The 26,189-nt window shown below is 42.7% G+C and carries 39 protein-coding genes and 2 pseudogenes; 36 read left to right on the plus strand and 5 right to left on the minus strand.

The window, feature by feature from the left end:
• The first annotated feature begins 8 nt into the window (after window positions 1-8).
• The 28 genes from ACH33_RS07815 to ACH33_RS07950 all read left to right on the plus strand — a co-directional run bounded on the left by ACH33_RS07815 (window position 9) and on the right by ACH33_RS07950 (window position 20,261).
• Window positions 9-965, plus strand: a complete 957-nt coding sequence (locus ACH33_RS07815; RefSeq protein ID WP_057898507.1) for a phage major capsid protein — start codon at window positions 9-11, stop codon at window positions 963-965.
• Between the two features lie 29 nt (window positions 966-994).
• A complete protein-coding gene (locus ACH33_RS19835) occupies window positions 995-1,138 on the plus strand; it encodes a hypothetical protein (RefSeq protein WP_204244859.1) in 144 nt (47 codons plus the stop codon).
• Complete coding sequence (locus ACH33_RS07820; RefSeq protein WP_236781986.1) at window positions 1,113-1,454, plus strand: DNA-packaging protein; 342 nt, start codon at window positions 1,113-1,115, stop codon at window positions 1,452-1,454. Before ACH33_RS19835 ends, ACH33_RS07820 begins: the two co-directional genes overlap by 26 nt.
• The gene (locus ACH33_RS07825; RefSeq protein WP_057898508.1) at window positions 1,442-1,834 is read left to right on the plus strand and encodes a hypothetical protein; all 393 of its coding nucleotides are present in this window, start codon (window positions 1,442-1,444) and stop codon (window positions 1,832-1,834) included. Before ACH33_RS07820 ends, ACH33_RS07825 begins: the two co-directional genes overlap by 13 nt.
• On the plus strand, window positions 1,834-2,379 hold the full coding sequence (locus tag ACH33_RS07830) for an HK97 gp10 family phage protein (protein ID WP_057898509.1): 546 nt from the start codon (window positions 1,834-1,836) through the stop codon (window positions 2,377-2,379). The genes ACH33_RS07825 and ACH33_RS07830 overlap by 1 nt, the downstream gene beginning before the upstream one ends.
• Complete coding sequence (locus tag ACH33_RS07835; protein WP_057898510.1) at window positions 2,372-2,833, plus strand: hypothetical protein; 462 nt, start codon at window positions 2,372-2,374, stop codon at window positions 2,831-2,833. Before ACH33_RS07830 ends, ACH33_RS07835 begins: the two co-directional genes overlap by 8 nt.
• On the plus strand, window positions 2,830-3,027 hold the full coding sequence (locus ACH33_RS07840) for a YqzN/YkzM domain-containing protein (RefSeq protein WP_057898511.1): 198 nt from the start codon (window positions 2,830-2,832) through the stop codon (window positions 3,025-3,027). Before ACH33_RS07835 ends, ACH33_RS07840 begins: the two co-directional genes overlap by 4 nt.
• Window positions 3,028-4,464, plus strand: a complete 1,437-nt coding sequence (locus tag ACH33_RS07845) for a phage tail sheath N-terminal beta-sandwich domain-containing protein (RefSeq protein WP_057898512.1) — start codon at window positions 3,028-3,030, stop codon at window positions 4,462-4,464.
• An 11-nt stretch (window positions 4,465-4,475) separates the two neighbouring features.
• Window positions 4,476-4,877 (plus strand): phage tail tube protein, encoded by a 402-nt coding sequence (locus ACH33_RS07850; protein ID WP_057898513.1) that lies wholly within the window; start codon window positions 4,476-4,478, stop codon window positions 4,875-4,877.
• 21 nt (window positions 4,878-4,898) lie between these two features.
• Window positions 4,899-5,327, plus strand: a complete 429-nt coding sequence (locus tag ACH33_RS07855) for a phage tail assembly chaperone (RefSeq protein ID WP_057898514.1) — start codon at window positions 4,899-4,901, stop codon at window positions 5,325-5,327.
• A 199-nt stretch (window positions 5,328-5,526) separates the two neighbouring features.
• A complete protein-coding gene (locus tag ACH33_RS07865; protein ID WP_057898516.1) occupies window positions 5,527-8,055 on the plus strand; it encodes a phage tail tape measure protein in 2,529 nt (842 codons plus the stop codon).
• Between the two features lie 20 nt (window positions 8,056-8,075).
• Window positions 8,076-8,702, plus strand: a complete 627-nt coding sequence (locus tag ACH33_RS07870) for a cupin domain-containing protein (protein WP_057898517.1) — start codon at window positions 8,076-8,078, stop codon at window positions 8,700-8,702.
• 83 nt (window positions 8,703-8,785) lie between these two features.
• Window positions 8,786-9,703 (plus strand): XkdQ/YqbQ family protein, encoded by a 918-nt coding sequence (locus tag ACH33_RS07875; RefSeq protein ID WP_236781987.1) that lies wholly within the window; start codon window positions 8,786-8,788, stop codon window positions 9,701-9,703.
• A complete protein-coding gene (locus ACH33_RS07880) occupies window positions 9,700-10,167 on the plus strand; it encodes a DUF2577 family protein (protein WP_057898519.1) in 468 nt (155 codons plus the stop codon). The genes ACH33_RS07875 and ACH33_RS07880 overlap by 4 nt, the downstream gene beginning before the upstream one ends.
• The gene (locus ACH33_RS07885) at window positions 10,164-10,598 is read left to right on the plus strand and encodes a DUF2634 domain-containing protein (protein WP_057898520.1); all 435 of its coding nucleotides are present in this window, start codon (window positions 10,164-10,166) and stop codon (window positions 10,596-10,598) included. Before ACH33_RS07880 ends, ACH33_RS07885 begins: the two co-directional genes overlap by 4 nt.
• Window positions 10,595-11,704 (plus strand): baseplate J/gp47 family protein, encoded by a 1,110-nt coding sequence (locus ACH33_RS07890; RefSeq protein WP_057898521.1) that lies wholly within the window; start codon window positions 10,595-10,597, stop codon window positions 11,702-11,704. The genes ACH33_RS07885 and ACH33_RS07890 overlap by 4 nt, the downstream gene beginning before the upstream one ends.
• Window positions 11,701-12,351 (plus strand): putative phage tail protein, encoded by a 651-nt coding sequence (locus ACH33_RS07895; RefSeq protein WP_057898522.1) that lies wholly within the window; start codon window positions 11,701-11,703, stop codon window positions 12,349-12,351. The genes ACH33_RS07890 and ACH33_RS07895 overlap by 4 nt, the downstream gene beginning before the upstream one ends.
• A 3-nt stretch (window positions 12,352-12,354) precedes the next feature.
• Window positions 12,355-12,675: a hypothetical protein gene (locus tag ACH33_RS07900; protein ID WP_236781988.1), complete on the plus strand. Its 321-nt coding sequence runs from the start codon at window positions 12,355-12,357 to the stop codon at window positions 12,673-12,675.
• Window positions 12,675-13,436, plus strand: coding sequence for a hypothetical protein (locus ACH33_RS07905; protein ID WP_057898523.1), 762 nt, complete (start codon window positions 12,675-12,677; stop codon window positions 13,434-13,436). Before ACH33_RS07900 ends, ACH33_RS07905 begins: the two co-directional genes overlap by 1 nt.
• A complete protein-coding gene (locus ACH33_RS07910; protein ID WP_057898524.1) occupies window positions 13,436-14,311 on the plus strand; it encodes a hypothetical protein in 876 nt (291 codons plus the stop codon). Before ACH33_RS07905 ends, ACH33_RS07910 begins: the two co-directional genes overlap by 1 nt.
• 13 nt (window positions 14,312-14,324) lie before the next feature.
• Window positions 14,325-14,681 carry a hypothetical protein gene (locus ACH33_RS07915; RefSeq protein ID WP_057898525.1) on the plus strand — a complete coding sequence of 119 codons (357 nt, stop codon included), beginning with the start codon at window positions 14,325-14,327 and terminating at the stop codon, window positions 14,679-14,681.
• Window position 14,682: 1 nt separating this feature from the next.
• Window positions 14,683-14,820 carry a hypothetical protein gene (locus ACH33_RS19150; protein ID WP_156424016.1) on the plus strand — a complete coding sequence of 46 codons (138 nt, stop codon included), beginning with the start codon at window positions 14,683-14,685 and terminating at the stop codon, window positions 14,818-14,820.
• Window positions 14,821-15,140: 320 nt separating this feature from the next.
• Entirely contained in the window at window positions 15,141-15,566 is a 426-nt protein-coding gene (locus ACH33_RS07920; protein WP_057898526.1) for a phage holin family protein, read from the plus strand.
• 64 nt (window positions 15,567-15,630) lie between these two features.
• The gene (locus ACH33_RS20445) at window positions 15,631-16,437 is read left to right on the plus strand and encodes a M15 family metallopeptidase (protein WP_057898527.1); all 807 of its coding nucleotides are present in this window, start codon (window positions 15,631-15,633) and stop codon (window positions 16,435-16,437) included.
• Window positions 16,438-16,575: 138 nt separating this feature from the next.
• Window positions 16,576-16,731: a hypothetical protein gene (locus tag ACH33_RS19155; protein WP_156424017.1), complete on the plus strand. Its 156-nt coding sequence runs from the start codon at window positions 16,576-16,578 to the stop codon at window positions 16,729-16,731.
• 236 nt (window positions 16,732-16,967) lie between these two features.
• Window positions 16,968-17,201: a helix-turn-helix domain-containing protein gene (locus tag ACH33_RS07930; protein ID WP_057898528.1), complete on the plus strand. Its 234-nt coding sequence runs from the start codon at window positions 16,968-16,970 to the stop codon at window positions 17,199-17,201.
• A gap of 96 nt (window positions 17,202-17,297) precedes the next feature.
• A protein-coding gene (locus tag ACH33_RS19160; RefSeq protein WP_442854479.1) for an IS3 family transposase occupies window positions 17,298-18,475 on the plus strand; the annotation gives its coding sequence in 2 pieces (ribosomal slippage) (window positions 17,298-17,574 and window positions 17,574-18,475; 1,179 coding nt in all).
• 1,165 nt (window positions 18,476-19,640) lie between these two features.
• On the plus strand, window positions 19,641-20,261 hold the full coding sequence (locus ACH33_RS07950) for a hypothetical protein (RefSeq protein WP_057898532.1): 621 nt from the start codon (window positions 19,641-19,643) through the stop codon (window positions 20,259-20,261).
• Between the two features lie 95 nt (window positions 20,262-20,356).
• On the opposite strand, the gene ACH33_RS07955 is transcribed toward ACH33_RS07950, so the two are convergent.
• Window positions 20,357-20,827 carry a hypothetical protein gene (locus ACH33_RS07955; protein ID WP_057898533.1) on the minus strand — a complete coding sequence of 157 codons (471 nt, stop codon included), beginning with the start codon at window positions 20,825-20,827 and terminating at the stop codon, window positions 20,357-20,359.
• Between the two features lie 174 nt (window positions 20,828-21,001).
• On the opposite strand from ACH33_RS07955, the gene ACH33_RS20330 reads away from it, so the two are divergent.
• A complete protein-coding gene (locus tag ACH33_RS20330; RefSeq protein WP_257721587.1) occupies window positions 21,002-21,130 on the plus strand; it encodes a hypothetical protein in 129 nt (42 codons plus the stop codon).
• 177 nt (window positions 21,131-21,307) lie between these two features.
• The gene (locus ACH33_RS07960) at window positions 21,308-21,832 is read left to right on the plus strand and encodes a hypothetical protein (protein WP_162265011.1); all 525 of its coding nucleotides are present in this window, start codon (window positions 21,308-21,310) and stop codon (window positions 21,830-21,832) included.
• A gap of 69 nt (window positions 21,833-21,901) precedes the next feature.
• On the opposite strand, the gene ACH33_RS19165 is transcribed toward ACH33_RS07960, so the two are convergent.
• Both ACH33_RS19165 and ACH33_RS20060 read right to left on the minus strand, forming a co-directional pair.
• Window positions 21,902-22,039, minus strand: a complete 138-nt coding sequence (locus ACH33_RS19165; RefSeq protein ID WP_156424018.1) for a hypothetical protein — start codon at window positions 22,037-22,039, stop codon at window positions 21,902-21,904.
• A gap of 105 nt (window positions 22,040-22,144) precedes the next feature.
• A pseudogene (locus ACH33_RS20060) lies at window positions 22,145-22,304 on the minus strand (IS21-like element IS5376 family transposase); the annotation flags it as partial.
• A gap of 70 nt (window positions 22,305-22,374) precedes the next feature.
• Here ACH33_RS20060 and ACH33_RS07965 point away from each other — a divergent pair.
• The 4 genes from ACH33_RS07965 (at window position 22,375) to ACH33_RS20340 (ending at window position 24,254) form a co-directional block, all read left to right on the plus strand.
• Window positions 22,375-22,659 carry a transposase gene (locus ACH33_RS07965; RefSeq protein ID WP_057898535.1) on the plus strand — a complete coding sequence of 95 codons (285 nt, stop codon included), beginning with the start codon at window positions 22,375-22,377 and terminating at the stop codon, window positions 22,657-22,659.
• A gap of 59 nt (window positions 22,660-22,718) precedes the next feature.
• A protein-coding gene (locus ACH33_RS19170; protein WP_408863234.1) for an IS3 family transposase occupies window positions 22,719-23,896 on the plus strand; the annotation gives its coding sequence in 2 pieces (ribosomal slippage) (window positions 22,719-22,995 and window positions 22,995-23,896; 1,179 coding nt in all).
• 66 nt (window positions 23,897-23,962) lie between these two features.
• Window positions 23,963-24,085, plus strand: a complete 123-nt coding sequence (locus tag ACH33_RS20335) for a hypothetical protein (protein ID WP_257721588.1) — start codon at window positions 23,963-23,965, stop codon at window positions 24,083-24,085.
• Between the two features lie 34 nt (window positions 24,086-24,119).
• Window positions 24,120-24,254, plus strand: a complete 135-nt coding sequence (locus ACH33_RS20340; protein WP_257721589.1) for a hypothetical protein — start codon at window positions 24,120-24,122, stop codon at window positions 24,252-24,254.
• Here ACH33_RS20340 and ACH33_RS07980 read toward each other — a convergent pair.
• The gene (locus ACH33_RS07980; RefSeq protein WP_236781989.1) at window positions 24,241-24,780 is read right to left on the minus strand and encodes a ferritin family protein; all 540 of its coding nucleotides are present in this window, start codon (window positions 24,778-24,780) and stop codon (window positions 24,241-24,243) included. The two genes, ACH33_RS20340 and ACH33_RS07980, sit on opposite strands and share 14 nt — an antisense overlap.
• A gap of 100 nt (window positions 24,781-24,880) precedes the next feature.
• On the opposite strand from ACH33_RS07980, the pseudogene ACH33_RS07985 reads away from it, so the two are divergent.
• Both ACH33_RS07985 and ACH33_RS07990 read left to right on the plus strand, forming a co-directional pair.
• Window positions 24,881-25,069: pseudogene (locus ACH33_RS07985) on the plus strand (DUF3850 domain-containing protein); the annotation flags it as partial.
• Window positions 25,051-25,431 (plus strand): zinc ribbon domain-containing protein, encoded by a 381-nt coding sequence (locus tag ACH33_RS07990; protein WP_057898538.1) that lies wholly within the window; start codon window positions 25,051-25,053, stop codon window positions 25,429-25,431. The pseudogene ACH33_RS07985 and the gene ACH33_RS07990, both read left to right, overlap by 19 nt.
• A 332-nt stretch (window positions 25,432-25,763) precedes the next feature.
• On the opposite strand, the gene ACH33_RS07995 is transcribed toward ACH33_RS07990, so the two are convergent.
• Complete coding sequence (locus ACH33_RS07995; protein ID WP_082705951.1) at window positions 25,764-26,147, minus strand: YmaF family protein; 384 nt, start codon at window positions 26,145-26,147, stop codon at window positions 25,764-25,766.
• Window positions 26,148-26,189: the final 42 nt, after the last annotated feature.

Raw genomic sequence — 26,189 nt, forward strand, 5'->3', positions numbered from 1 at the left:
TAACGGTTATGTATAAATTAAAAATAAAAATGAATCTGCAGCGTTTTAATGGTACTGGAGCGCAATTAAGTAACGAATTGACGGGTCTTATTCCGGAAGAAACGTCGAATGAAATCATCAAAGATGTTATTCGTGGTTCTTCCATTATGAAGCTGGCACAGCTAGAACCAATGACAACGGCCACAAAGAAAATCCCGGTGTTGCTCGATGGTCCGGGCGCTTACTGGGTGGGTGAAGGTGAGCGTATTAGCACCAGCAAGCCAACCTGGGCGCAGGTAACGCTTACGGCTAAAAAGCTGGCTGTCATTATCCCAATGACAAAAGAAGCGCTGAACCGTGCGAAAATCGATGTATTTGAAGAGTTAAAGCCACACATTGCAGAAGCATTTTATACCAAACTGGATGCAGCGGCCCTGATGGGAACGGACTCTCCGTTTGCGACAAACATTTTATCCGCAGCAGTAAACGCAGGAAATGAATTTACTCGTGGCTCGGTAGCTGGTCAAAACCTTGCCGATGATGTAAACAGCGTAATGGCGTTAGTGGAAGCCAGCGACCAGGAACCGCGCGCGTTTACGGCTCATTTCGGACTCAAAGCATCTCTGCGTGGGCTGAAAAACTCTAATGGAGACCCCCTTTACTTGTCCAGCATCCGGGACGGTGTAACGGAGGACTCTTTATACTCCTTGCCGATCGAATACAGCCGTAACGGTGCCTGGGATAAAGCAAAAGCAGATTTGATTGCGGGTGACTACAAAAAGTCACGTATCGGTATCTTGCAGAATATCGAATATGAAATTCTGAAAGAAGCGACGCTGCAGAACACGCTGGGAGAAGATGGTAAGCCACTCTCTCTTGCTGAGCAGGATATGGTTGGTTTAAAAGCAACGTTCCAGGTGGCGTTCTTGGTCGTAAAAGAGAGTGCCTTTGGTGTGCTGCGACCTATTGGGTACGTAGCATCATAAGATAGATACCCAGAAAGGAGAAGAGAGGCATGAAGCCCAATGATATCGTTTCGATTGTGAAGGGAAAAGAGAAGTTGCAGGTTACCCGAAAAGCGTTTGAGGTCATTTATGCAGCGCTCGGATACAAGCTCGAAAGAGAACCGGTGAATGCCGATGGCGATTCTGACAAGTGAGGAATTTCTCGGGTTTTATCCGGAGTGTGCATCCTGGCCAGAAACGAAGGTTAACGGGGCTGTTCTGCGGGCAAATGTTTATGTCGCGGGTCAGGTGGTAGTGCCTGAGCCGGTTCCCGATGATTTGAAGCTGGCTACAGCGATGATTGCAAAAAATGGGGCCGACGCAAAAACACTTAAAAGTACAACACAAGGAACGTATTCAGAAACGTACGCTGATGTGGATTTTAGCGAGCAAATCTTAGGGATTCTACGCAAATACGGAATGAAAACTCCCGAGGAAGTGGCGGTGAAGCAAAAACTATGGCTGATCTAAATAACTATGAACGCCTGCTGTGCCATTCTATGACGGTATATGATTTACAGGGAGCAGCAGAAGACGCCTTTACTGGCGGTAAGTCAGAAAGTCGTGAGTGGGTCCCTATCGCACAGCATATCCCCTGTCGCGTTGGCGGCTCTCCGGCGCAGATACAGCAGCTAACCGGCAGGCAAGTGAGTGCACAGGATTTCCTTTTGCATACCCTGTATGCTGGTTTAAAGCCGGGGATGCGAGTCAAAATTGAACAGCCGGAGTTTGCAGATGACCTCTATGAAGTAGGAAAGCCAGTGCCGGTTTATGGCGCGGAAAGCCTGCATCATTATGAGGTCGTTATTCGCTTAATTGACGCTGTAACCGGTGGGGAAGATGAAATCTAATGGCTAAAGTCGATAAGAGAGAGTTAGAACGCCTATATCGTCACTTGAAGGAGAACTCAGCAGATGAAGTAAAAGAGGCTGTGAGCCGTCTAGCTAGAACGGCTGGATATGGGGTGCTAAGAGGGGCACAGGATCGAGTTCCGGTGCGCGATGGTGTTCTGCGTCGGTCTCTTTCCGTTGGCCGTTCTGATAATGTTTTTGAGTTCTCCATGAAAGGGAGTCATGCTGATATTACCGTGGGTACGAATGTAGAATATGCCCGATACGTGGAGGAAGGGTTTACCCAGCGAAAAGGCCAGTTTGTGCCGGGGTACTGGAAAGGTGGAGAATTTCGATATGATCCGAATGCGTATAAAAAATTCCTGCAAGAGCGGAAGAAGGGCAATCATCCGAATCTAACCGATTATGGCATCATTCTCACTGGACAGCGTATCCCTGGGGTTCGTTATCTGGCTCGCTCGCTGGCCGAAATCGAGGCGGTTCTTGATGATCTGGCTTATGAGGAGCTGGAAGATTTGGCAAGGAGGTTGTTCCAGGATGGGTGATGATACATTATCCATTCGCCACTGGTTGTATAAAGTAACTGGGATACCAACGGAGTCTCTCGCTATTCCAAAGGATTTTGAACGGCCGATGTGGTTTGCGGAAGAGCCGATTCGTCTACCGGAACCCTGCCGGCCTGATGCTTATCGGGAGAAAGTCACACTGAATATAATTTTGCTGGCAAAGGATGCGGTGCAATTAAAAAGTGTGGTAAGAGCTGTACGACAGGATTTAGCTGATCGAGGTTGGGTTTTACCGCTATTTAATGAGGAACGTCAACAAGTCGGCTATTTAAGGGAATGCCGACCAACGTTTGGGAAACCGGATGGCTTAGACCAGACGATGGAACTGAAATGCATGGTATATATTCCGTATACCCCGATTGAGTATGATCCGTTATTAGAGTTTTACAGTAGATATGATCCTGTATTACGTAAGGGGGGGACAATAGAGTGACGACAAAAAGAGAAAAGAAGCAAGAAGCTACGGCTTTTAAGCATAAAAAGGAAGAGTTTATGAAGGTGGCAGAGCAAAAGTTCGGATTAACACGGACACAAGCGATTGCTGCCTTTTTTAATGCACCAGAGGAAATGACACTTGAAGAGGCGCAAGAGCTCGTAAACAAATTTAAAGAAAGGACGGTGAAGTAGATGGCGGGCATTTATCAACCGGGTGAGGAAAAGGTGCTCTCTGGAGCATATTCTTTTCTCAAATCATTCATAGAGGAGCAAACCACCCCAGGACTACGCGGAAAACTTGCATTGCCTATAGTAGCCGATTGGGGGCCAATTGGTGAATTTGTTCGGGTACGAAATAAACAAGCCGCTGTAAATATTTTTGGTGAAGTAGAAGACTTTGACTTAATTTGGGCGGACTCCATTCGACCTTCTTCCATTTCTATCCGTCCGACACAGGTATTGCTTTATCGACTAGCGGGAGCAAGTGCAAAAAAAGCCTTCCTGATTCTTGTTGGTCCAAGCGGAGATTGTATTCGAGTTGAAGCTAAATATGAAGGAGAGTTTGGCAACCGTCTCAAAGTAGCTGTGCAGCCGAACCTTATGGATGCTGCTTTGATTGATATCTTAATTTATCTCGATGCCGAACTGGTAGAAAGCCAAACAGGTGCTACAAATGCTGAGCTTGTAGCTGCATTTGCCGGAAGTGAATATGTGACTTTAACTAAAATATCCGATGAACTCCCTATCCCGAACGCTGGTACAAACCTAGCAGATGGGGACAGCGGAAAGAGCGTTGAGGCTACCAAGTATACTGATTACTTGGACAAACTCATTACAAAAAAAGGGGAATATGGCGTTTTTACACTCGGGGTTGCAGATGCGGCATTAAATGCGGCAGCTCAGGATTGGACAGATGAACAGCGGTATAAAGGGAACTACATTAAATTCGTCTTTGGTGGTGATGCAAACCGGGATAAAAACAAAGCCGATATTATCCAAGCTTCAAAAGATGCGAATCATATGGCCGTTATTAACGTAGGAAGCGGGGTTAAATGGAGGGGAAAAACATACTCAAGTTCCAAAGTTGCTGTTTATATCGCTTCTCTTGCTGCCGCTATGCCGCTTAATTACACAATGGCGCTATATATTACTAACTTTGATGAAGTAACCGTTGAGTGGGATCAGGATACGGATTTAATTGATTTAATTGAAGCCGGGACACTGATGCTGAACAAAGATAATGATAAAGTCATCATCCAAGAGCCGGTTAATACTCTAACTGTTCCGGGGCCGGATCAGTCCAGTGATTTCGGTAAGATTCGTGTGGTTGACACGTTTGACAGCATCTTGTTAGCCGAGGAAGAAGCGGGGAAAGAGTGGATTCGTAAACAACCAAATACAAACAGCCCTGCACGCCGCGCCGCCTTTTGTCAAATGATGAAAGAAAAGGTGTTTGCTCCGCTGGCCGCTATTGAAGTTATTGCACCTGACTACGAGTATATGGAAGACCCTCTATATTATGGTCAGGACGCTATATATACTCCAAAACGCTCGGCTGGTCACTTTGTAGCTGGCTTTAGACACCAGGATGCACTTGAGAAAATTTACACCTACAACAAAGCGAAATGAGGTGATGTAGCATGGCTGAAACGTATTCTGGTACCCATGGTCATTTCTATGACCAAAATGGGAATGAATTAACAGAAGCAATCGAATTCGAACTAACAGAGGAGTTTGAAAAAGCACAAAGTAAGCGGATGGGTAAGCTGCGTAGAAGTAATCGAGTTACCGCTTCCGATGTTACGATGTCGGTCACTTTCGAAAGAACAGCCAATGTACAAGCGCTCATCCGTTATCTTGCAGAGAACCCGGAGAAAAAAGTAAATTTCATGGGACGGATGGATGATCCTGTTGCTGGAAAATATGGAGTTGCGGTTACCGGGTTCTCTCCGGATTCTCTGACACTGGCTAAATGGGCACACGGTGAAATTGATGAAGATACACCGCTGGAAGGTACCGTGGATGACTATGAGTTTGTGTAAAAAAGAAAGGGGAATGAAGTGATGAGTCAGTTTTTAACGATGGAAGAATTTCTGGGTATGAATACGGAAGTTGATACAAAATCGGAATGGAAATGGGAGCGAAAAGACGTTATAATCCCGATTCGCTCGGTTCCGGGTGATATTTACTTCAAGGCACGTAAAGCGGCGATGAAGATGTCGGTAACGGGTCGAAAGAAAAGCGCAGAGCGCAAGGTAGAGTTTGATGAGTTGAAGCTAAAATCGGAAATCATTATTGCAGCCATCGATAAGGAGCGGACAAACTTCCACCTGGACTCTGCCCAGGTGCTGGCTAAGTATAATAAAGTGGCAGCTTGCGATGTGGTACCATGTGTATTTACGCCGCGTGAAATTAATGAGCTGTATGAAAAAATCGAATCCATTAGTGATTTCAGTACGGATGAAGAAGAGGAAGAAGACGTAAAAAACTAATTAAAGAGAGCCCAGAGTTGGCTCTCTATTCTTATATCTGGCAGGAAAAAAAGAAGTTTCCGTCGGAAATTTTGTCTCTACCAGAGCGAGAAAGGCAATTTATTCTCGTTTCTACGGTTATGGAGATTGAGAGAAAAAACGAAGAAGCGAAGAAAGCGCAAAACCTGCGGCGTTTTGGGAGAGGAAGGAGGCGATAAGCATGGCGGTAACAACAACACTCTCATTTCAAGAGAAAATGTCCAAGCAGCTTGCCTCCATCCTCAAATACCTGGGAGATGTAATTGATGCGTTTGATGATGTAGAAGATGCAGCCAATCATGTAGAAGATGCGCTCAATAGCATGGATGATTCCGCTATGCAGCAACTGGAACAAGCAACCACCAATGCTTATCGTGAAGCCGATAGACTGGCACGGGAATTAGATGAAGTGGATCGGGAAGCTGCCTCCATTAGCTCTACTAAAATGAGAGAACTAGAAGCGTCAGCGAAAGAAGCAGCGAAAGCCGTCGATGAGGCGGCTGATTCTGTCGCGGATATGGAAGAGGCAGCAGATGGGGCCGAAACATTAGCAGGTGCAGCACTGGGTGGCGGATTAGCCATCACCGCAGGACTTGCGGGAGCTGCTGCTTCAAGCTATGAAATGAGTCATTCACTGGATATGTTACAAGCGAAAGTGGATGCTACAGATCAGCAAATGATAAGTATGTCTGACTCAGTAAAAAAACTATACATGTCTGGCTTAGTAGAGACACCCACAGAAGCTGCAGAAGCGTTTAGCCGTTTCCGTCAATTGCTAAAAGGGACGGACGAGGAGATTCGTAAGACGGCAGAAGGGGCGCTGGCATTAGAGAAAATGTCAGCGGGAGATTTGGATCAAGCAAGCATTGCAAAGGCGGCCAATGCCATGCAAATGCAATGGGGAACCGATGGTGTAAAAGCATTGGATATGATTACAGCTACCTACCAGCGTACCGGGGACAAAGCAAATGACTTGCTGGATACCATCTGGGAATACAGCCCACAGTTTAAAGAAGCCGGCATTAGTGCGGAGAAGATGATGGGTATGTTTATAGCCGGTGCGGAAAAAGGTGCCTTCAATTTCGATAAATTGGGCGATGCATTTAAAGAAAGTTTTGGTATTCGATTGAATAAGGCGTTGGATGAAAATGCGCTGGGTGCTCTGGAAGGCATCTTTGGAGAAGATAAACTATTCAAGATGCTTGACCAGATTAAAGCTGGAGGAAAAGAAGCAGAAAGTGCGATTATGGCAATTACAGCTGGTATTGCCTCGATTAAAGACCAGAAGCTGCAGGATGATGTGTTGAGTAATATCTTCGGCACACAATATGAGGACTTAGGACGCGACGCTGTATTGGCTATGATGAACGCAAAGCCGCTTGATGATTTTGCCGGAAAGTCACAGGAAGCGATTGATAAGACAAAAAATGAATGGATTGCGATGGCGAATGAAATAAAAACAGCCATTCAACCCATTGGGGATACCGTTTTAGAAATTGCGCAGCCAATAGCTAAATTGCTGGCAGACATGGCCAAAGGAATGGGGGATTTTGCAGCACAGCATCCATTTCTTACAAAAGTGGTCGTTTCTTTCTTTATGCTGCTTGGAGTGCTTCTTTTAATCGCTACCCCGTTCTTACTTTTAATTACGATCGGTTATGCGTTACAAACCGTAATTGGAGCCATGAGCGTGGCGATGGGTGGATTCGGAATCGCGTCACTATCTGCACTCTGGCCTGTGCTTGCTGTCATTGCCGCTGTTCTTCTTTTGATTGCTGCTGGATGGTGGCTTTATGATAACTGGAATGTTGTCACACAAGCGTTGGCTGCTGGGTGGCAATGGGTTAAAGATACAGCGATAGCGGCATTTCAAACGCTTATGGCGTTCTTAGTATCAGCATGGGAGTACATTAAAAGTACGGCTCTGGCAGCGTTACAGTGGATGGTAACGACGGCTACTACCACGTGGGAAACGATTAAGACAACGGCAATGACAGCCTTTCAAGCACTAGCCACGTTCCTATCAACGATATGGCAAAATATCAAAACTTCGTTTATTAACGTATTTACCGGGATCAGTTCCTGGCTAAGCGGGTGGATCAGCGGCCTTTTTAGCAGCGGGCAAAAAATCGTTACCACGATCGTTGATGGCATTATGTCGGTAGCTGGAAAAGTGGGCGAGGCCATTAATAAAGTATTTTCGATCGCGGATAAATTCCTACCACACTCGGACGCGGATAAAGGCCCTTTCTCGCGTCTCACAGACAGCGGTATGGCAATTCCAGAAACGATGGCCGAAGGAGTGGCCTATGCCAGCAATGTATTACCGGATGCTCTCAATGATGCTTTCGGGAACGTAGCACTTCATCCGAACTATGCTATTTCGGGTATCCCTGATATTCCGAAGGCGCAACTTTCTTCTATCAACACTGAATTTGTCCAAGAACCGTATAGGGCACCTACGTATACGCCTTCTTTCTCGCCTTCTCTTGTCCCTTCTAACGCTACTTCGTCAGGTGGAGGAAGTAATGCGGTGGGGGGAGGTGCGGTATACATTACGATGACAAATCAGTTTCATTTGCCACAGCTTGCTACTCAGGGAGCAGATGGACAAATGGACATGGAGAAAACAGCGAATGAAATCGCGGAAATCATTGCGAAAAAGCTACAGCACATTATGGCCGGCCATGGAACGGTCATTCTTGAATGATCTACCGGGGGTGAGGACGTTTGAAAGAAAAACATCTTGAATTCTGGCTGTCTTGGAATAACAATGCAGAGAAATTACGATTGCCTGTTCTCCCTCCAAAACTCTCTGTAAAAATGGGGCATACCTATTATGATATTGACCTGGTTTCTGTCGGCGAATCAACCATTATCGGGGAATCACAGCTAAAGGAATACTCTTTTTCCTCCTTGTGGCCGGAGATGTATGACCCAGGTTTATGCGATTATGTTGGCTTCCCTTCCCCGGAAGAATTTGTGGCTACCATTGAGCGATGGAAAAACACAGGCTGGCCGATACGTTTTATTGTAACCGGAAGCAAGATAAACACGGCTGCTACCATACGTGACTTTTCATATGATTGGGATGGATTTGACATTGAATACTCGTTGTCACTGAAAGAGTATCAATTTATCCATCTTGAATCTGTGAAAGTGAATATCGTTTTTCAAGCACCAAGCGGGAAGTGGAAGCCATTACCGGCACAAAAAAGCGAGAAGGATACAAGTAAAAAGAAAAAGGGAAAGCGCCCAGATACGAAAGCCGCTAAGGTTTCTTCTACGAAAGAAAAAAGTAGCAAGGAAAAGCTGGTAGACAAGTATTTGGCGCGTGGAAAGCCTAAGTTGAAGTGAGGGTAGAAATGGGACCTAACTATGATTACAGGATTCATTTACAGAAACGAGGGCAAAAAACCATCCTTCTTCCTTTTTCTGAGGTGACATGGTCTGGAGGGCGGCAAGAGGCCAAGCGCACATTAGAGGTTAAACTTCACCAGGGACGTGATAAGTTTTGGCCCGATCCGAAAGTGGAAGAGGGAGACTTTGTAGAACTTGTTTCTTTCTTTACCGGCTCACCTCGTTCCTTATTTTCGGGTATCGTGATCGATTTAAATAAAAATGCAAAGGGTGATATTTCTCCTGTTGCTTATGACTATGGCTACTATTTGTTGAATAACGATGTTGTTGCTATTACCACAGGAGAGCCAGCTGATAGGCTGCTTCGTCGTATGTTCGAACAAGTAGGCATACCGATCGGAGATATTGGTTTGATGCCGCCTGTAGAAAAACAGGTGATTCGTGGTAAGAGTCTATGGGATGCAACAGCTGATATTTTAAACCAGGTATACAAAACGCACGGTGTTCGGTATTGGTGCTGGATTGAAAACGGAAAAGCCTATATTGGCACCCAGCGCGGTCAAACGAAGCGGTGGAAGATTGAACAAGGCGGGGCTTTACTGGATGCCAGTCGGAAACGTTCCATCGCTGGTATGCGGACCGTAGTAAGGGTAATTGGGGGAGATGATAAGTCAAATGTCTTGCTTCATGAAGAGTTGGATTCTGCAGGTATTAAGAAATACGGGAAGTTGGTTAAGGTCATCGAGGTACAGGATAAAAATAAAGGCAGCGCCGTTTCCCAGGCTAAGCAGGAATTGAAGAATTTGAGCAAGGTAAAAGATGAAGCCTCGATTTCCTCCCTCGGGATTGATGATGTGATTTCCGGTACAAAAATAGAAGTATATGAAGAGTTTACAGAATTGAAAGGGATTTATACCGTTTGGTCGGACAGTCATACGATTCGGCCGGGCTATCATGAAATGAAGCTACAGCTTCAGATGGAGGAGGCGGGAGCATGAACGGATTTCAGCAATTAGCTGGCGTTTTACAACAGTCATCATATAAGAGCCAGCCAAAAGCAGGGGGAAATCATACATCTCAGGATCTGGGTGAGCTGCGCTTTGAATTAGGCACTGTTCTTGCGCCTCCTCCGGATTTATCTATACAAATCGATGGATTGTCAGTTCCGATTACCAAGGAGTTTATCGTTGTTGCGGAAGACTTGTGCAGGCATAAGCGAAAAGTTAGCATTCGAAACCAGGGGAAAACGAAAATGTATAGCGAAAGCGTTGATGACCTGTACCCTAAATTACCACCACAGAGCAGCCATAATTACAAGTATATAGAACTAAGCAATAGTGAATTTGAGTTAATCGAGGGAGAAATTGAATTTTTAGACGAACTTAAGAAAGGCGATCGGATTATCGTGGCTTCTTGTGGTTCTTTATATTTCATTTTAGATCGGGCGGTGAGATATACATGAGTGTTTTTCCTGAATTCCCAGAGCCGGCCCAAGAAACTCCACAGGAGGAAGAGATACGCTCCTTACGCACCTATGCATTTGATATAAATACCGGGAAGTTTATTCTCCAATCAAATGGAAAGCCGGTTATTATTGATGGAGCAGAAGCGTTAGAGCAAAACGGACAGAAAGCTCTTAGTACCGAGCGCTATGTCTTTCCGATTTATACCTCTGATTATGGCCATGAATTAAAACAACTTATTCGCTCGGATGGTACCCGGGAATGGAAGCAAGCAGAGGCTGAGCGTTTGGTAAAAGAGGCGATTGAATATTTGTATGGCGTTGACCGCTGTGAAAACTTCGAATTTGAATGGGTAGGAGCGAGTTTGAAGATTAACTATGTCATGATAACCGATGAAGGCGTCATTCCTCAGGAGGTGTATGTGGAATGATTGCAATTCCAACGGAGGAAGAAATCTTTTCGCGGCTTATCAGCAACTATCTGGCGATTGCAGGTCCAATGAATGTGGATGAGGGAACGATCCCCTATGACTTTTTAAAACCTGTATCGTTAGAGTTTTATTATGCTTACCAATTTATCCAGGCTCTTTATTATGCATTGTGGGTGGAATATGCAGAAGGGGAAAATTTAGATTTAGCGGTTAGTGTGGCAGGAATAGAGAGAAAACTTGCTACAAAGGCGCAACTTACCCTTCCACAATTAAAATTTGTTGGCATACCAAACTCAGAAATTAGAGCTGGAACCCGATTCATGACAGAGGGAATATCCCCTCTGTTTTTTGTTGTTCCGGAAACAGTCGTGTTAGACAGTAACGGTGTAGGCTTTGGCTTGTTGGAGGCTGAACAAGCAGGAGCAGCATGGAAAATCACAGCCGGTACAACACTTCTTCCGGTAAATACAATTAACGGTTTACAAAGTGTCGAATTGCTCGGGAATTTGGAAGGGGGTACAGACGATGAATCGGATGAGGAGTTGAGAAATCGATACTGGCAGAAGGTGCGTCGTCGAGCTACGTCTGGAAATGCCGCTCATTACATTGAATGGGCTCTCGAAGTTCCAGGTGTTGCTGCCGCGCGAGTATTTGAAAATGTAGATGGTCCGAATACGGTCCGTGTGGTTTTACTTGGACAAAACGGAACGTCTCCAGATAGTACGATTGTAGAAAATGCACGCCGTCATATTCTTTCTCAGCGGCCTCTTGGCCCTGGTGATGACGGTATATTTGTTATGGCGGCATTACCAAAAGTATTCAATTTCTATTCGAAGGTACGTCTACTAAAGAACTACAGCATGGAAGAAGTGACAGCGGCGTATAAAAAAGCACTACAATCGTACTTTACCGAACTGCTGGAATATGACGATGTAGAGATGGCATCAAGGACTATCATTCGCACGAAAACAGGGGCTCTTCTCCATAGCGTTAGTGGTGTGGAAGATTATGATGAACTGACTATCAATGGAGAAATGACCAATCAAACGATTGACTCCTTTGAAATTCCTGTAGTTGGCACCGTAACACTTGAGGTGATGATATGAGTCAGCGATTAATCCATATCGTTCCGCCTTATTATCGAAAAAATAAAGAAGCAAATGGAATTTTTGGTGCAGTAGAAGGGGAATCGGAGTGGTTGATTGCTTTTGCGCTGAATGTCATTCGCCAGGGTAATCCTAAAACAGCTACATGGGGGCTGAATCAATGGGAGAAGGAAGTAGGATTGCCGGTTGCTCTGGAAAGCGCACCTCTCGAATCACGGCGTTCCAAGATTGTTGCACGATTGAATGTTCCTGATGTAATCACACCTCTTGCAATGCAGCGAATGATTCGTGATTATACAAAAAATAAACAAGCACAAATTGTAGAGTACGGACGTGAAAAACGATTTGAGATTATTGCAGACTTGGACCAAATTGCAGATTTTGACGGCATGTCGCAGATGGTATATGAGATGCGGCCAAAACACCTCAGCTATTCAATTTCAGGGAGAATTGAAGCAGATGCCATTGTAATTTCTGTCTCTGCGCGTCAGTATGATATCGAATATCCTATCTGCGGGGAATTTTACCCGGAGGATGACTTAGAAGGCCGTATTTATCAAGAAACTCTGCTTTTAGGAGCGACAGAACGCCATTATTCGGTAGAGTATCCTGTATGTAATGAATTCTATTCTGAGGAAGGGGTGTAGAGAGTGGCAAATGAACCAATCGTACAACCGTTACTGTTGGAATTGTTGCGCGATGATTTGAGTCATCACGTTGCCAGTGCACTTATCAATGTAGATGGTCAATTACGAGCCTTTCCTATTTTTAAAACCGCTGTACATGGTCTGAAAATAACGAAGTACGTTTATCTTGATAATACTACTCAAGGGCAAATTCAAAGCGCATCACTTATTAACGGTGAAGGAAATACGCTTGTACATAAGCCAGTCTCTATTACAAAGACAGAGACTGGTTTACTTATTGCCTTTGAATTTGAACTTCAGCTGAAAGTGGAGGTAGGAATGTAATGGCGTATGAAAAGACAAACTGGGTAGACCATGTGGTAGATCCAGGAGAAATCGATCCGGTTACCGGACAACCTAAAGTCATTCAGCAAGGGACACGGTTCACAGCTGCACGAGCCAATAAAATAGAGAAAGGAATTGAAGATGCCCATATTATGGCGGAAAGCTTGGCTCGGGAACTTGGTGGCAGTTTTGTAGCGTCTCCACCTGGAAGCGAACCAGGGTTTATTTTTTCTTCTTTTGGTCTTACTGCAAGTTGGACGGCTGGTATAGGATACGTGAATGGTGTACGTTTCGAAATTCAAGCAGGCTCTATTGAACTAAACGCTACCCAGGGGCAGTATATTTATCTTGATACTGATGGAGTGATAAAAAAGACAACTTCCCAGGCAACGGCGGACGCTAAACTTCCCCTTTGGTATTTTGCGACGGATGCTTCTCAGGTCATTACTTCCATAGATCGAAGGAAAGCTGTTAATCTTTCCGCGTTCCTTAAGGTCGGGACAACAAATCTGGACGTAAATTTTGTCCAAGCCATTATTCAGCAGGCGGATACAAGGACGATCGTTCTCACTTACACCAATGGGGATTTAACAAGGGTGGAAGAAAAAGATGGAACAACGGTTGTGAAAGCAACAGATCTTACCTATACGTCTGGTAAATTAACAAAAGTTAGGGAAACGGTTGGGGGAAAAACCATTACGCAGACACTGAATTATGATGCAAACGATAATTTAACATCTGTAGCGAGGAGCGTGGTTTAATGGATGCAGTAACGCTTAGTCAGGTGCTAGAACTACTCAAACGAACAGGGAAAAATACCGATGCAGCGGGTACGACGACCCTGTTTGCACGGCTTGCTCAAATTGCCGAGTATACTGATCAACTTGAAGCGTTTGTTGATGCCCTAGAAACAAAATTAGGATTGAATACTGATACTGCCGGTACTTCTACTGTGTTTGCTAGACTAGCACAAATTGCGGCATATGTAGATACATTAGAGAATCAACTAGGAACCATGAGTGATGCTCCTGTAAGGAATGGTAACCTTCATCAAAAGGTACGAGATATTAGGGATAGTATGGGTGCACCTGGAGATGGTTCACTAAGTACAGGTAATATATTCCAAAGAATCTCGTATATTCAAGATACCTTAAGTACATCAGTAGCAAAATGGCCGACAACAAAACGGTTATATGTTAACCCGGCAGATACAGCAGGGTCTTGGCAATGGCTATTTGATTCTGGTGTTGGTACAAAAGGGAAATTACAAACGTTTAGATTCCTTTTATCATCATTTAAAAGCTCAGACCGTATCGATTTTCAAATATGGGTGGATGGTTATTTAATTTCTCATGTTAAGCTATCAGGAGATAGCAACTATCCGAATGCGGTTGGTTTCTCAACACCGGAAATCTTAACTAGAGCAGCTGGATATGACACAGGTGGTGGCGGCGGTTATGCATTTCATCATTATGGTGGACCACATGGAGACCTTGAAAGCTTTTCATATGCTAGTAATACTTTCCATCCTAATATACTCCTGCATTTACCATGGAATAATCGAATCGAAATAAAGTATCTCATTACAGGCAGTATTAGCTTTGAAGAAGCTGTAATTATTTACGAGCAGGCATAAAGGAGGTCAATCTATGCGATATTACAGAATAGCATTGATTGAGGGGAAACCAGATGTAAGTTTTATGAAGATCAACCATATTGTTTATGATGGAGGAACAGCGGTTGTATCTACTAACGAAGAGTTAGAAAGATTCGAAAGTGAATTAACACAAGCAGAATGGGAAAGTTTTTTAGCTGAGAGAATACCCTCAAAAACGGATGAGCCGGAAATGAGGAAGCCCGAGCCTCAAGAAGCTGCAACTGACGCGATAATAGCAGGTATTGCCGAAATGTATGCACAACAAACCCAAGTGATGAACACGCTTATGGCAGGAATGGCAGATTTATATGTACAAATAGAAGCTTTGAAAAATGGAGGGACAGTATAATATGGAATACATTTACGCTTATCGAATTTACTACGGAAAAATGACGATTGAACAAGTGCCAGCGTGCAAAAAAGAAGCTACAATTGCAGTTTTACAGAACGAATATGGTTATACAGTCGAACAGCAAACAACAACATAACCAACGTCTTTTCCAAAACGGAAGAGGCGTTTTCATTTTCTTGAATAGATGTATAAATGACTAAATAATAGCACACGCTATCCAAATGGAGGTGGATAGTGATGTGGATAATACTAGGTATTTTGGCTGCAATTATTTTATGGAAGTTACTTAAATTGACGTTTACCGCTTTGATCTTACTCCTTATTGTCGGCGTAATTTTAGGAGCTATACCGACGTTTAGAAGGAGAATAGGAAATCGATAACTAAAGATGAATGCATTTTTTAGGAGCCATATTGGCTCCTTTTATTTTTCCCCAACAGGGGTGAGGAGGATGTAGATGAGACAGGAAACAGATACATTTTATACTTTTGTAGTTGGGGGCGGCGCAGCGAGCGCTGCCTTTTTACTTGGAGGATTTGACCGTTTAGTGGTTGCCCTTGCTATTTGTATGGCAGCAGACTATCTATCTGGCATTTTAGTCGGGTTTTTTAGAGAAAAAAAGATAAGCTCAGAACGAGCATTTCACGGACTGCTTAAAAAAGGGGCCATGATTCTACTGGTCATTGTTTCCCATCAGTTGGATGTAGTAGCTGGCAGTACAGATTCGCAATTTATGCGAAATGCAATGATTATGTTTTTAATCGCAGTGGAGGGGATTTCACTTGTGGAAAACATGGGGAGGCTTGGGGTTCCAGTCCCCGCGTTTTTGCGTCAACGTTTTGAACAAATGAAAAACGATAACGACAAGGAAGCAAAATTTTGAAGAGAAACGGAGTCAACAAACGGGCATCTATGCCTTTTCATGATCTAAAGCAGGAGGGATGGACATGGCCATTACATGGGACTGGCTGAAACAAAAGAACTTTCGGTTGAACGACCCGAATTTACATCCAGTCGTTGCCCAGCGTGGCTGGGAAGTTGTATTTGAAGCCTGGCAACGCGGTATCTATGTGCTGATTACGCAGGGGTATCGTTCAATCGCGGAACAGAATGAATTATACGCACAAGGTCGAACAAAACCGGGAAAAATCGTGACGAACGCCAAAGGCGGCACCAGCTACCATAACTACGGTTTGGCGCTGGACTTCGCTTTATATACACCGGATGGTAACCAAGTTGTTTGGGACATGAACACAGATTTTAATAAGAATCACAAAAAAGACTGGATGGAAGTCGTACAAATGTTCAAAGCCAGAGGATTTGAATGGGGTGGTGATTGGAGAAGTTTCAAGGACTACCCACACGTTCAAATGACCTTCGGTTTTTCTATTGCACAATTAAAAGCGGGAAAACGTCCATCACGTCCAGCTATGGTGGTACAGGTTCCAGAGCTGAAGAAAGTTGTTGCATCGGTTACTGACAAAAAGGAGGAAGAATACATGATTCCCGTTTCAAAAGCGGACAAAATCATCGCACTCATCCAAGCAGAGTGGAAAGAGAAGGACGAACAAATCAAACAATATCAGAAAATGTGGCAGGAGGAAAACGCGAAGCCGGACAAGTGTCAGCAGAAGCTGGACGAGTACCATCGAGCAGCCGAAGCGTTGCGTAAGGATAAGAAAGAGCTTGGTGAGCTGGCCGACGAGGTGAGGAAGGCGTCTGGCAGAAAAGAGGTGAACATATTGTTGAGATGAACGAAATGATCCCCGCTGTCCGTATGGATGGCGGGGATTTTTGTGTATATAAATTTTCCTAAAAAGGATAAATATATAAAATTATATTGACGTGAGTAAATATAATTGGTATAATAAAGCCAAGGAGGTGAGATAAGGATGGATTTGAAAGACTGGGCGATTACAATCGCATCAGTGCTAGGATGCATCAAACTCGGATTTGAAATAGCCGAGAAATTCGAAGAAAGGTGGAAAAAATGGAAGAAGGAAAGAGAGAAAAAGAAAAAGCGCTCCACTAAAAAGCGGAAGCGCTAAGCCCAAAAAAATCTAAACGGAAAGGGGTGTTGCCCCACCTCTTTCCTTACTAAATAAGTATACCACATCCATCCTTAAATTATGAAGAAACTCTCAACTACTCTTGATGTTGTCCTGTTAATTGTATTCCTGTCTTGGTTATCTGATTTAGATTTCAGTAAGATGACACCTTTAAAATGGGTTGGCGTAACATCTATAGCTCTATGGTTCGTTTTAAATATCTGGAAGGTGATACTATGGCGGAAGAAATAACATTCAAATCACGCGATGAATTAACAGCATACATCGTTAACGAAGTAGTAAACACAACTGAAGCACTTGAGATACTTGGCTGTTCACGACAAAACCTGAACGACCTGGTTAAACGTGGTGTACTAAAACCAATTAAGGAACTTCCAAGAGATCGGCTGTTTTACAAAGCTGATGTTTTAAAAAGAAAAGAACAAGCAGAGCAAAGAAAAAAACAATGATTTTATTAAAGCCCTGATATTATCCCCTTGTGGTTGACAGTGTAAAAAAGCCCTGTGTTACAATGGATTTTCACTGTTAACTGGAGGGGATTTTTTGTGGCTAAAAAGGGACAGAAGTTTCAACACTACACACCGGAGCTTAAGGCGGAAGCGGTTCGACTGTATGAAGAAGAGGGGATGAGTTATCAAGCAGTGGCAGAGCGACTGGAGATTCGAAGCAATACACAGGTGAAGCGATGGGTGAAAAAGTACCGCAACGGAGAAGATTTTAAAGATAAAAGAGGGGAATCAACAGCCTGGAGAAAAGGACGACCAAAGACGAAGTTTAAAAGTGTAGAGGAAGAACTGGCGTATGTGAAAGCGGAGCGTGATTACCTAAAAAAGCGATATCCAAATCTACACAAGGAGTGATTCCAAAAGAGAAGCGATTTGAAATCATCCATACCCTGCGCTCTACCTACCGTTTATGTTGGTTGCTTGAGATTGCAAAGGTATCCCGTCAGGGATACCATAAATGGCTGAAACCAGGGGAACATAAAGCGAGACGTAAACAGTTAGAAGAGGAGCTCAAGGCGCACATCATAGCCATACATACCATATGTCCGTTTTATGGCTATCCACGTATGACCGTTGCTTTACGAAAAGAAGGATACGATGTCAATCACAAACGTGTCTACCGCTTAATGAAAGATCTCGACCTTCGGTCGGTGATCCGTAAGAAGAGACGTTTCTTTGGCAAACAACCATCCGTAGTGTACCCAAACCTTCTAGCACGCCAGTTTAAGGCAGAAGCACCAAATCAAAAATGGGTAACCGACATTACGTATCTTCCTTTCCAAAACCAGTTTCTTTACTTGTCTGCCATACAGGATTTATATAATAACGAAATTGTTGCCTATCATATTTCCGAACGAAATGACCTCAAGCTTGTCCTGGATACATTGGATAAAGCAAAAAGAAAAAGAAACGTGACTGGAAGCATGACCCACTCCGATCAAGGCTTCCAATACACGTCTCGTTCGTACAACAGACGAATCGAACAGTGGGGCATGGTGGGCAGCCACTCTCGCAAAGGAAACTGCCTAGACAACGCCTGCATCGAATCGTTCTTTTCGCATCTCAAAACAGAAAAGTTGTACATGGATAAGTATATGTCAATGGACGAACTTCATCAAGCCATTGGGCAATATATTACTTTTTACAACAGTGAACGGTTCCAGAAAAAACTCGGCTATCTGTCGCCGATCGAATATCGGGAAAAAATGGACGCATAAAAAATATAGGCTTTTTTAACACTGTCTACTTGACAGGGGTAAGACCACCCTGGAAGGGGCTTTTTGTTTTGTTCGGATAAAATTACGAAACGTCTTGTACAAATGGCAGAACAACAATTAAGCGGCAGAACTGGCCGTTTGCAATAAATTTCTTTATAAAACCAGTCCTATCCCCTTATTCGTGCATACCATATAGGGCAGGGAACAGTCAGAAACCTTTCGGAAATCCGGGAGGTTTTTTAATTTGTTCAAAAAGAACCAGACTATACGTTCACCTGGATACCGGAGAAAAAATAATCCGGTCATGCTCCGGACTTTTTGTTGTCTATATTATCAAATAAGATGGGTAGACAAAGCGGATAACACATAAAATTCATACAAAAAATCTTGACCACATTTTTGACCACATACTTATTTTATTTGGTTTTTTATTTTTTTATCTGAATTGCATATAATAAGGAAGAAATAAGACGTATTTAATTTCGTTATCCAATGTTTAACGACATAAGGTATCTGAAATAAAAATGGAAGTGTAATTGAATAGCGAAAAGCATGAGCTGAGACCCCAGTAATATCAAGGGTTTTCGGCTCTTTTTTATTCTGAAAAATTACGTTTGATAACATTTTGCTAACTTTTATCATACTAAAGCGTTTTTATCCTTGTTTTTTTAAGAGAATTTTTCATGGCAACATCAAAGTTTTGGGCCAGATTTTTTTGCATTGGTGTGCTCATTGTTTTCACCTCGCTTTTCTTTAGTTTATCATGAGGCATAATGGGGAATCATCTCTTTACGTTTCGTTGCAAGGGAAGATTTTGTACAAGTGGCTCCAATGGGGAAACCAAGGAGTGGGGATGCTTATTGGCAGAAGATATGTTTTAAGTATGTCATCGACATACAATAATATTCTTTACTAAAAGTATCTTGAGAACAGAAAACACAGTTCAAATTTCGAACGGTAAGCGCATACTCTTAATTGCCAAACGGTACATTTTCTGATTGCCATCAACAGTTAGATGCCCTGGATCATACTGTATAATCAACACTCTTGGTTCATTCTTTTTTTCACAATTTTACACAATTGCTTGACAGTCTTCCCACATTGATTGGTTATATTATGTATGTAAGCAAGATAAAAACAAAAGCAGATAGGAGGACATGAACCAATGAAAATGAAAAAGAAAGTAGCTGCGACAACATTAGGTGCTGTATTCGCACTTGCATCATTCAGCTCTGTTTTTGCTGCAGAGACAACGACACAAACAACTCATCCTTCAAAAGATTTCCGTTTTGCACATCATCAAAAAGTAAACCTTGAAGAGCTGGCAAAACAAAAAGGCGTTACGGTGGATGAGCTAAAAGCGCAATTCCAAAAAGAGCGTGAAGCGAAACTTGAAGAGCTGGCAAAACAAAAAGGCGTTACGGTGAATGAGCTAAAAGTGCAATTCCAAAAAGAGCGTGAAGCGAAACTTGAAGAACTGGCAAAACAAAAGGGCGTTACGGTGGATGAGCTAAAAGCGCAATTCCAAAAAGAGCGTGAAGCGAAACTTGAAGAGCTGGCAAAACAAAAAGGCGTTACGGTGGATGAGCTAAAAGCGCAATTCCAAAAAGAGCGTGAAGCGAAACTTGAAGAGCTGGCAAAACAAAAAGGCGTTACGGTGGATGAGCTAAAAGCGCAATTCCAAAAAGAGCGTGAAGCGAAACTTGAAGAACTGGCAAAACAAAAGGGCGTTACGGTAGATGAGCTAAAAGCGCAATTCCAAAAACATCATCAGGGAAAAAGTTGAAAACGTAATGGTTAACGAAGAAAGAGACGTGTTGCGCAAATACGCCTCTTTCTTTATGTTCATAATTCCACTACAATCTGTTCATTTATTATTTTTCAGGGTTTTCGCTTTTTCTTTCCAAACTCTATCGAAAAATCAATGATTTTAATTTTGTGCTCTATATCCAATGTTTCGATTACGTCTCGAATTTCGCAACTTCCATAGTACACCCAGAAGCGGTAGGGACAGTTGGCATGCAGGATTTTACGAAGAGACTTTGTGCGAACGGTGGAATCTATTTCAAACACGGCCAACAATTCTCGATCGGCTAGCGTCCACCAGGCGACATCAATTATCCCACTTCGATCGTTGGATTGTACGTTAGGAATCGGGTGCTCTTTTTCCCCATAGCAGCAGAAATCCGGCGCTAATTCCAGAAGTTTCTTTTGCAGTGCACTATGAAACTCAAGTTTATCCACCATCTTTTCTTTCCGGTTCCGGGTCAGTTCGCGCACCACATCATTTGCTAGACGAACAACAATCTCACGCAACTGGTCTGCATCAATCATGAGTGTGGTTTGCTTCATGTTCCCATCCCCTTTCAAAAAGATGATGATGTATCATAAAAGCTTACTTTTGATTTCCTTTGTCTATCTTATTTTTCTTTCAATTATACTAAACTTCCAGAATTTATAAAGGTCAAGACTAGGAAAATGGATGCAGACAAAGTAAAGTAGTAGTGAGGAATATATAATTTTAGCATGAGAAGTACAGTGGATAGCGAGGGGAAAGAGGTGCCGATTGAAACAGGAATTTGGAGAATTGACAATGGGGTTTTCCGGATAAATACGGTACATATGGAAAATGAGACAAAGCTTGAGGGGGTGTAGAGGCAGAATAGATATCACGCACATGGCTAATTGATCCAAACGAAATGGTAGTAAGTGCACCAGTACGCAGTAAAGAAGAAAAATGGAATGGACAAGATTTCTATGTGTCCCTTGGTAATTGAAATGGTAATCAAAATGATGGGAATTATACATTTGAAGTCTATATAATGGGAAGAGATGAATTTGAAAAAGATAATTTTTTTAGTAGTATTAGTTATTACCTCAACTTATCTAATTATCTTTCAATGGCAACTAGCCCCACGACCTGTTTATTTACTAATTACTAATAGCACCGACCTAAGCAAAGAAAATATAAATGGATTAAAGTTACATGAAAATATTAAAGAGTCAAATTTTATAAAAAAGTATGGAGAGATTCACTATTTAAATATGAATAGTTCTCATGACTACTTCAGTCTAAAAAATGGTTTAGTTATTGCTACTGACAAAGGTAGCCATGAGATTGTCAGAATCATTGTTAACGATAATAACACAAAAAAATTAGTGACCCAAAATGGAATTAAGCTAGGAGACTTTTCAGAAAAAGTTGTTAAATTATATGGTAAAAACAACTATAAGAGGCGAGAACAAGGAGCTGAAATTTTAGGATACATTGATAAAAAGAATCAAATAACGCTCGAATTTTGGTGTGAAGAAAATAAAATTCAAATGATTCGACTAGATATTACATCAATGAATTAGCACATGAGTGTGTCCTACTATATAAATCACACTTGATATCCCACCATACACATGACGAAGCTTCAAGTACTATGTATATGGAAGGCTGAATAAAAACGCAGAGTATAGTACATTATTCTTGGCAGCTTGTTCTGCTGCTTCCGACCACACATCGCATATGGTCGGTACATTTAATCTTTGACAGTACTTTTCGATTTTCTCCATCATGACGTCTCACCTTCGGTGAGCTCGTCATATTCAGAAAGCGAACGAGTATGTACCCCAAAATGAGAAGCGGATTGAGAGCGGCCAACTCCAATGACCTGTTTCTCATTCTTTTATCATGCGTTTATGCAAGTAGTCTTTATAACGGTCTAGTTTACTTCCTCGGCTCGTTCGTTTCTTTTTCAAAGGCGGAGAGTTTTCCCCAAGATATTTAACGAACTGTTTTTCGATCAATCCCCAACTGCCGGGCAATGTCAGAGATAGACATTTCTTGATGTTAGACTAAAAAGTGGACACACATTATGATAGAAATAAGAATCTATACATGAGGTGTCCGTATGAGAAGACAATATGATGAAGAGTGTAAACGGCAAACGGCTCGTTATATTTTGGAGAAGGGGAAAAGTGTTACTCAAACAGCACGAGAGTTGGACATTAGTAAAAACACGATTAACAACTGGGTAAAAAAATATAAGCAGGAACCTGAGATTAGAAACAAACAGAAATTCCGTAACGAGAACCACCAGCTCTCCGAGTTTCAAAAACGAATTCGTTACCTGGAAGAAGAAAATGCTATTTTAAAAAAGGCCATGCACATCTTGATATTATTCCCTTGTGGTTGACAGTGTAAAAAAGCCCTGTGTTACAATGGATTTTCACTGTTAACTGGAGGGGATTTTTTGTGGCTAAAAAGGGACAGAAGTTTCAACACTACACACCGGAGCTTAAGGTGGAAGCGGTTCGACTGTATGAAGAAGAGGGAATGAGTTATCAAGCAGTGGCAGAGCGACTGGAGATTCGAAGCAATACACAGGTGAAGCGATGGGTGAAAAAGTACCGCAACGGAGAAGATTTTAAAGATAAAAGAGGGGAATCAACAGCCTGGAGAAAAGGACGACCAAAGACGAAGTTTAAAAGTGTAGAGGAAGAACTGGCGTATGTGAAAGCGGAGCGTGATTACCTAAAAAAGCGATATCCAAATCTACACAAGGAGTGATTCCAAAAGAGAAGCGATTTGAAATCATCCATACCCTGCGCTCTACCTACCGTTTATGTTGGTTGCTTGAGATTGCAAAGGTATCCCGTCAGGGATACCATAAATGGCCGAAACCAGGGGAACATAAAGCGAGACGTAAACAGTTAGAAGAGGAGCTCAAGGCGCACATCATAGCCATACATACCATATGTCCGTTTTATGGCTATCCACGTATGACCGTTGCTTTACGAAAAGAAGGATACGATGTCAATCACAAACGTGTCTACCGCTTAATGAAAGATCTCGACCTTCGGTCGGTGATCCGTAAGAAGAGACGTTTCTTTGGCAAACAACCATCCGTAGTGTACCCAAACCTTCTAGCACGCCAGTTTAAGGCAGAAGCACCAAATCAAAAATGGGTAACCGACATTACGTATCTTTCTTTCCAAAACCAGTTTCTTTACTTGTCTGCCATACAGGATTTATATAATAACGAAATTGTTGCCTATCATATTTCCGAACGAAATGACCTCAAGCTTGTCCTGGATACATTGGATAAAGCAAAAAGAAAAAGAAACGTGACTGGAAGCATGACCCACTCCGATCAAGGCTTCCAATACACGTCTCGTTCGTACAACAGACGAATCGAACAGTGGGGCATGGTGGGCAGCCACTCTCGCAAAGGAAACTGCCTAGACAACGCCTGCATCGAATCGTTCTTTTCGCATCTCAAAACAGAAAAGTTGTACATGGATAAGTATACGTCAATGGACGAACTTCATCAAGCCATTGGGCAATATATTACTTTTTACAACAGTGAACGGTTCCAGAAAAAACTCGGCTATCTGTCGCCGATCGAATATCGGGAAAAAATGGACACATAAAAATATAGGCTTTTTTAACACTGTCTACTTGACAGGGGTAAGACCAAAACCTGACTATGCATTTATATGGATGCAAGCACGAAAAAAACCGGCGTGGCCGGGGAAGAAAAAGGATTCCGTTGCATGACTTCGAGATATACGCCTATGAGGTTTGAACAGGACGAGTACCGATTGATTATCTGGCTGTAGCAAATCAAATCTGGAATATAGGAGGTATCGCAGTATGAGTGAAGTGTTTTTTGAAGAAGCACCAGAAGTAAATAGCATAAATCGGTTGCCTGCCGGGAGTCCGATGGGGAATACAAAAAAGGTTCCCTTGACTAGAACACAGGAACGTTACAAACCTATTTGTTTTTAGCATACAGAAAATTATATTTACTAGCATGTTTAATCTCGTCGGTTAAAATCTCAAACACCATATTTTTGAATACTGTACCCGGGATCATAAAGTAAATTTTGCGATAAAGCTCTACTGCGCTTAGTTCACCAAATATGGCTTTTTCGATTCCAGAAAGATAGTTGGCTGGTTTCTCAAACGATTCGCTATCGCTTGGCCCAATCATTTGACCTGTTAGAGAATAGTACATCTGCCTAAACATTTGACGATGACGTCTTTCATCATCACGAATGGAGATAATGATTTCTTTGTCTTGATTTGATGGAGCGTTTTGAATCAGGTAATCGTAAAAAAGTTCGTCGTTACGTTCTCCTTGTATTGCTTGTTGTAAAAGAGGAAGAACGGCTTGTAAATTCGTTTGGTACATCGCATATGAAGAAGGCAAGGAAGATTGAGCTTGGTACTGTATAGGTGTCACTGTGTTTTGGAACATCAAAGGATATAATAGATGATATGCCTGCATTGTATAATCAGGATAGATTTTCATAAGAAAATTCCTCCTAGGACTAAAATTATTTAATATCTTATGTGTAAGCGCCGTAAACGGTGAAGGAACAATGAAAACGTACGAATAAAAAACATGGCCTGAATATTTCCAAGCAGTGCTGGATGGCCGAAAAAAGTTTGAGATTTGGAAAAATGATCGGGGATTTGAAGAAGGAAATACGCTTGTATTGAAAGAGTTTGACCCAGACAAGCAGGAGTATACCGGACGGGAAGTAGAGACTGCGGTGACGTATATGACCGATTATACGCAATGGTCGCCCAGCAAGTGAACGAAGTCTACCTTGGAGACGTCGAAGGTGTCCAGCGAAAGAAGAAAAAGAAACGTTCTCGCTGCCACAATCAGCGAATGAGCCAATGGCAGTTTGGGAAAGTAAAGAAGTACCTAACGTACAAACTGAAGGCGGAAGGCATCATGCTCCATAAGCGCGAGGAACGCTATACATCGCAAACCTGTCCGGTTTGCGGGGCGAAAAAGAACGTGCGTGGGCGTATGTATCGCTGTTTGTGCGGCTATACCCAACATCGGGACATTCACGGTGCGGCGAATCTACTGTCCAAAGTGTTGTATGAAAACCGGATTCAGTCCTTGCCGTTTGAAATTCAGAAACCCACGTATCTACGGATCGCCTAAGCGAGAAGTAGTAGATGGTTTGTTCCGACCTACGCCCGTAAGGGTGTGTTGCTGAATGATTCCCCTCGCAGACGGCACGTGTCTGTGAGATTAGCGACAACCCGCTGATCGCCTGTTCTATCGAAGTGGATAGTTCAGAAACCCCTTATGGTAAGTGGGGGAGGTCCATAAAGCAAGTGGAGACGTTTATGCGTGATGCTGATGAGTTTGACAGGGAATTTGAAGAGATGGGATGTCATAATAATGAACGATAACTGTGATGTTTCGTAATCTCAGCTATGTACAAAGCGGCTCTCTAGTGCACCAGAGAGCCGCTTTGTTATAAGTTTCCACTATATGAGGGGGCTTTGAATTAAGGTGGAGAATTCAAAATTATGGACATGGCCATCGTTCAGTGTAGTTCTCCCTTTGGCAAAGTGTACATGTTTTCCGTTACCGACAGGAATAGCAGGACCTGTTATGATTCTAATTTGATGCAGGTGATTAAAAAAATCAGTATTAACGGTTATTACATGTACATGGCTATTACCTCTGCGGATTGCTTGGCTTGTAACTCCTGCAAAACGATGGTTATGTCTGTCAGCCCCCGCTTCTGCCAACTTGGTACTACCTAAAAATTCGTGTGTATGTGTTTGTATCCGTTTTTTTGCATGTATTTTGCTATTCGCTTTGTTTTTTATTTTAAAACTTTTTATGTTTGCAGGCTCTTTATTCATAAAGATGCCCCCCTTGAAGTAAAGTCTTATGGTATCGTATGT

The sequence above is a fragment of the Aneurinibacillus sp. XH2 genome (assembly GCF_001439585.2).
GTDB classification, from domain to species: Bacteria; Bacillota; Bacilli; order Aneurinibacillales; family Aneurinibacillaceae; genus Aneurinibacillus; species Aneurinibacillus thermoaerophilus.

Excerpts from the sequence above, each read along its gene's own strand:
- ACH33_RS07815 (WP_057898507.1), top strand. The coding sequence starts at position 9 with ATGTATAAATTAAAAATAAAAATGAATCTGCAGCGTTTTAATGGTACT.
- ACH33_RS19835 (WP_204244859.1), top strand. The coding sequence starts at position 995 with ATGAAGCCCAATGATATCGTTTCGATTGTGAAGGGAAAAGAGAAGTTG.
- ACH33_RS07820 (WP_236781986.1), top strand. The coding sequence starts at position 1,113 with ATGCCGATGGCGATTCTGACAAGTGAGGAATTTCTCGGGTTTTATCCG.
- ACH33_RS07825 (WP_057898508.1), top strand. The coding sequence starts at position 1,442 with ATGGCTGATCTAAATAACTATGAACGCCTGCTGTGCCATTCTATGACG.
- ACH33_RS07830 (WP_057898509.1), top strand. The coding sequence starts at position 1,834 with ATGGCTAAAGTCGATAAGAGAGAGTTAGAACGCCTATATCGTCACTTG.
- ACH33_RS07835 (WP_057898510.1), top strand. The coding sequence starts at position 2,372 with ATGGGTGATGATACATTATCCATTCGCCACTGGTTGTATAAAGTAACT.
- ACH33_RS07845 (WP_057898512.1), top strand. The coding sequence starts at position 3,028 with ATGGCGGGCATTTATCAACCGGGTGAGGAAAAGGTGCTCTCTGGAGCA.
- ACH33_RS07850 (WP_057898513.1), top strand. The coding sequence starts at position 4,476 with ATGGCTGAAACGTATTCTGGTACCCATGGTCATTTCTATGACCAAAAT.
- ACH33_RS07855 (WP_057898514.1), top strand. The coding sequence starts at position 4,899 with ATGAGTCAGTTTTTAACGATGGAAGAATTTCTGGGTATGAATACGGAA.
- ACH33_RS07865 (WP_057898516.1), top strand. The coding sequence starts at position 5,527 with ATGGCGGTAACAACAACACTCTCATTTCAAGAGAAAATGTCCAAGCAG.
- ACH33_RS07880 (WP_057898519.1), top strand. The coding sequence starts at position 9,700 with ATGAACGGATTTCAGCAATTAGCTGGCGTTTTACAACAGTCATCATAT.
- ACH33_RS07885 (WP_057898520.1), top strand. The coding sequence starts at position 10,164 with ATGAGTGTTTTTCCTGAATTCCCAGAGCCGGCCCAAGAAACTCCACAG.
- ACH33_RS07890 (WP_057898521.1), top strand. The coding sequence starts at position 10,595 with ATGATTGCAATTCCAACGGAGGAAGAAATCTTTTCGCGGCTTATCAGC.
- ACH33_RS07895 (WP_057898522.1), top strand. The coding sequence starts at position 11,701 with ATGAGTCAGCGATTAATCCATATCGTTCCGCCTTATTATCGAAAAAAT.
- ACH33_RS07905 (WP_057898523.1), top strand. The coding sequence starts at position 12,675 with ATGGCGTATGAAAAGACAAACTGGGTAGACCATGTGGTAGATCCAGGA.
- ACH33_RS07910 (WP_057898524.1), top strand. The coding sequence starts at position 13,436 with ATGGATGCAGTAACGCTTAGTCAGGTGCTAGAACTACTCAAACGAACA.
- ACH33_RS07915 (WP_057898525.1), top strand. The coding sequence starts at position 14,325 with ATGCGATATTACAGAATAGCATTGATTGAGGGGAAACCAGATGTAAGT.
- ACH33_RS19150 (WP_156424016.1), top strand. The coding sequence starts at position 14,683 with ATGGAATACATTTACGCTTATCGAATTTACTACGGAAAAATGACGATT.
- ACH33_RS07920 (WP_057898526.1), top strand. The coding sequence starts at position 15,141 with ATGAGACAGGAAACAGATACATTTTATACTTTTGTAGTTGGGGGCGGC.
- ACH33_RS20445 (WP_057898527.1), top strand. The coding sequence starts at position 15,631 with ATGGCCATTACATGGGACTGGCTGAAACAAAAGAACTTTCGGTTGAAC.
- ACH33_RS19155 (WP_156424017.1), top strand. The coding sequence starts at position 16,576 with ATGGATTTGAAAGACTGGGCGATTACAATCGCATCAGTGCTAGGATGC.
- ACH33_RS07930 (WP_057898528.1), top strand. The coding sequence starts at position 16,968 with ATGGCGGAAGAAATAACATTCAAATCACGCGATGAATTAACAGCATAC.
- ACH33_RS07950 (WP_057898532.1), top strand. The coding sequence starts at position 19,641 with ATGAAAATGAAAAAGAAAGTAGCTGCGACAACATTAGGTGCTGTATTC.
- ACH33_RS07955 (WP_057898533.1), bottom strand. The coding sequence starts at position 20,827 with ATGAAGCAAACCACACTCATGATTGATGCAGACCAGTTGCGTGAGATT.
- ACH33_RS20330 (WP_257721587.1), top strand. The coding sequence starts at position 21,002 with ATGAGAAGTACAGTGGATAGCGAGGGGAAAGAGGTGCCGATTGAAACA.
- ACH33_RS07960 (WP_162265011.1), top strand. The coding sequence starts at position 21,308 with ATGAATTTGAAAAAGATAATTTTTTTAGTAGTATTAGTTATTACCTCA.
- ACH33_RS19165 (WP_156424018.1), bottom strand. The coding sequence starts at position 22,039 with ATGATGGAGAAAATCGAAAAGTACTGTCAAAGATTAAATGTACCGACC.
- ACH33_RS07965 (WP_057898535.1), top strand. The coding sequence starts at position 22,375 with ATGAGAAGACAATATGATGAAGAGTGTAAACGGCAAACGGCTCGTTAT.
- ACH33_RS20335 (WP_257721588.1), top strand. The coding sequence starts at position 23,963 with ATGGATGCAAGCACGAAAAAAACCGGCGTGGCCGGGGAAGAAAAAGGA.
- ACH33_RS20340 (WP_257721589.1), top strand. The coding sequence starts at position 24,120 with ATGAGTGAAGTGTTTTTTGAAGAAGCACCAGAAGTAAATAGCATAAAT.
- ACH33_RS07980 (WP_236781989.1), bottom strand. The coding sequence starts at position 24,780 with ATGAAAATCTATCCTGATTATACAATGCAGGCATATCATCTATTATAT.
- ACH33_RS07990 (WP_057898538.1), top strand. The coding sequence starts at position 25,051 with ATGGTCGCCCAGCAAGTGAACGAAGTCTACCTTGGAGACGTCGAAGGT.
- ACH33_RS07995 (WP_082705951.1), bottom strand. The coding sequence starts at position 26,147 with ATGAATAAAGAGCCTGCAAACATAAAAAGTTTTAAAATAAAAAACAAA.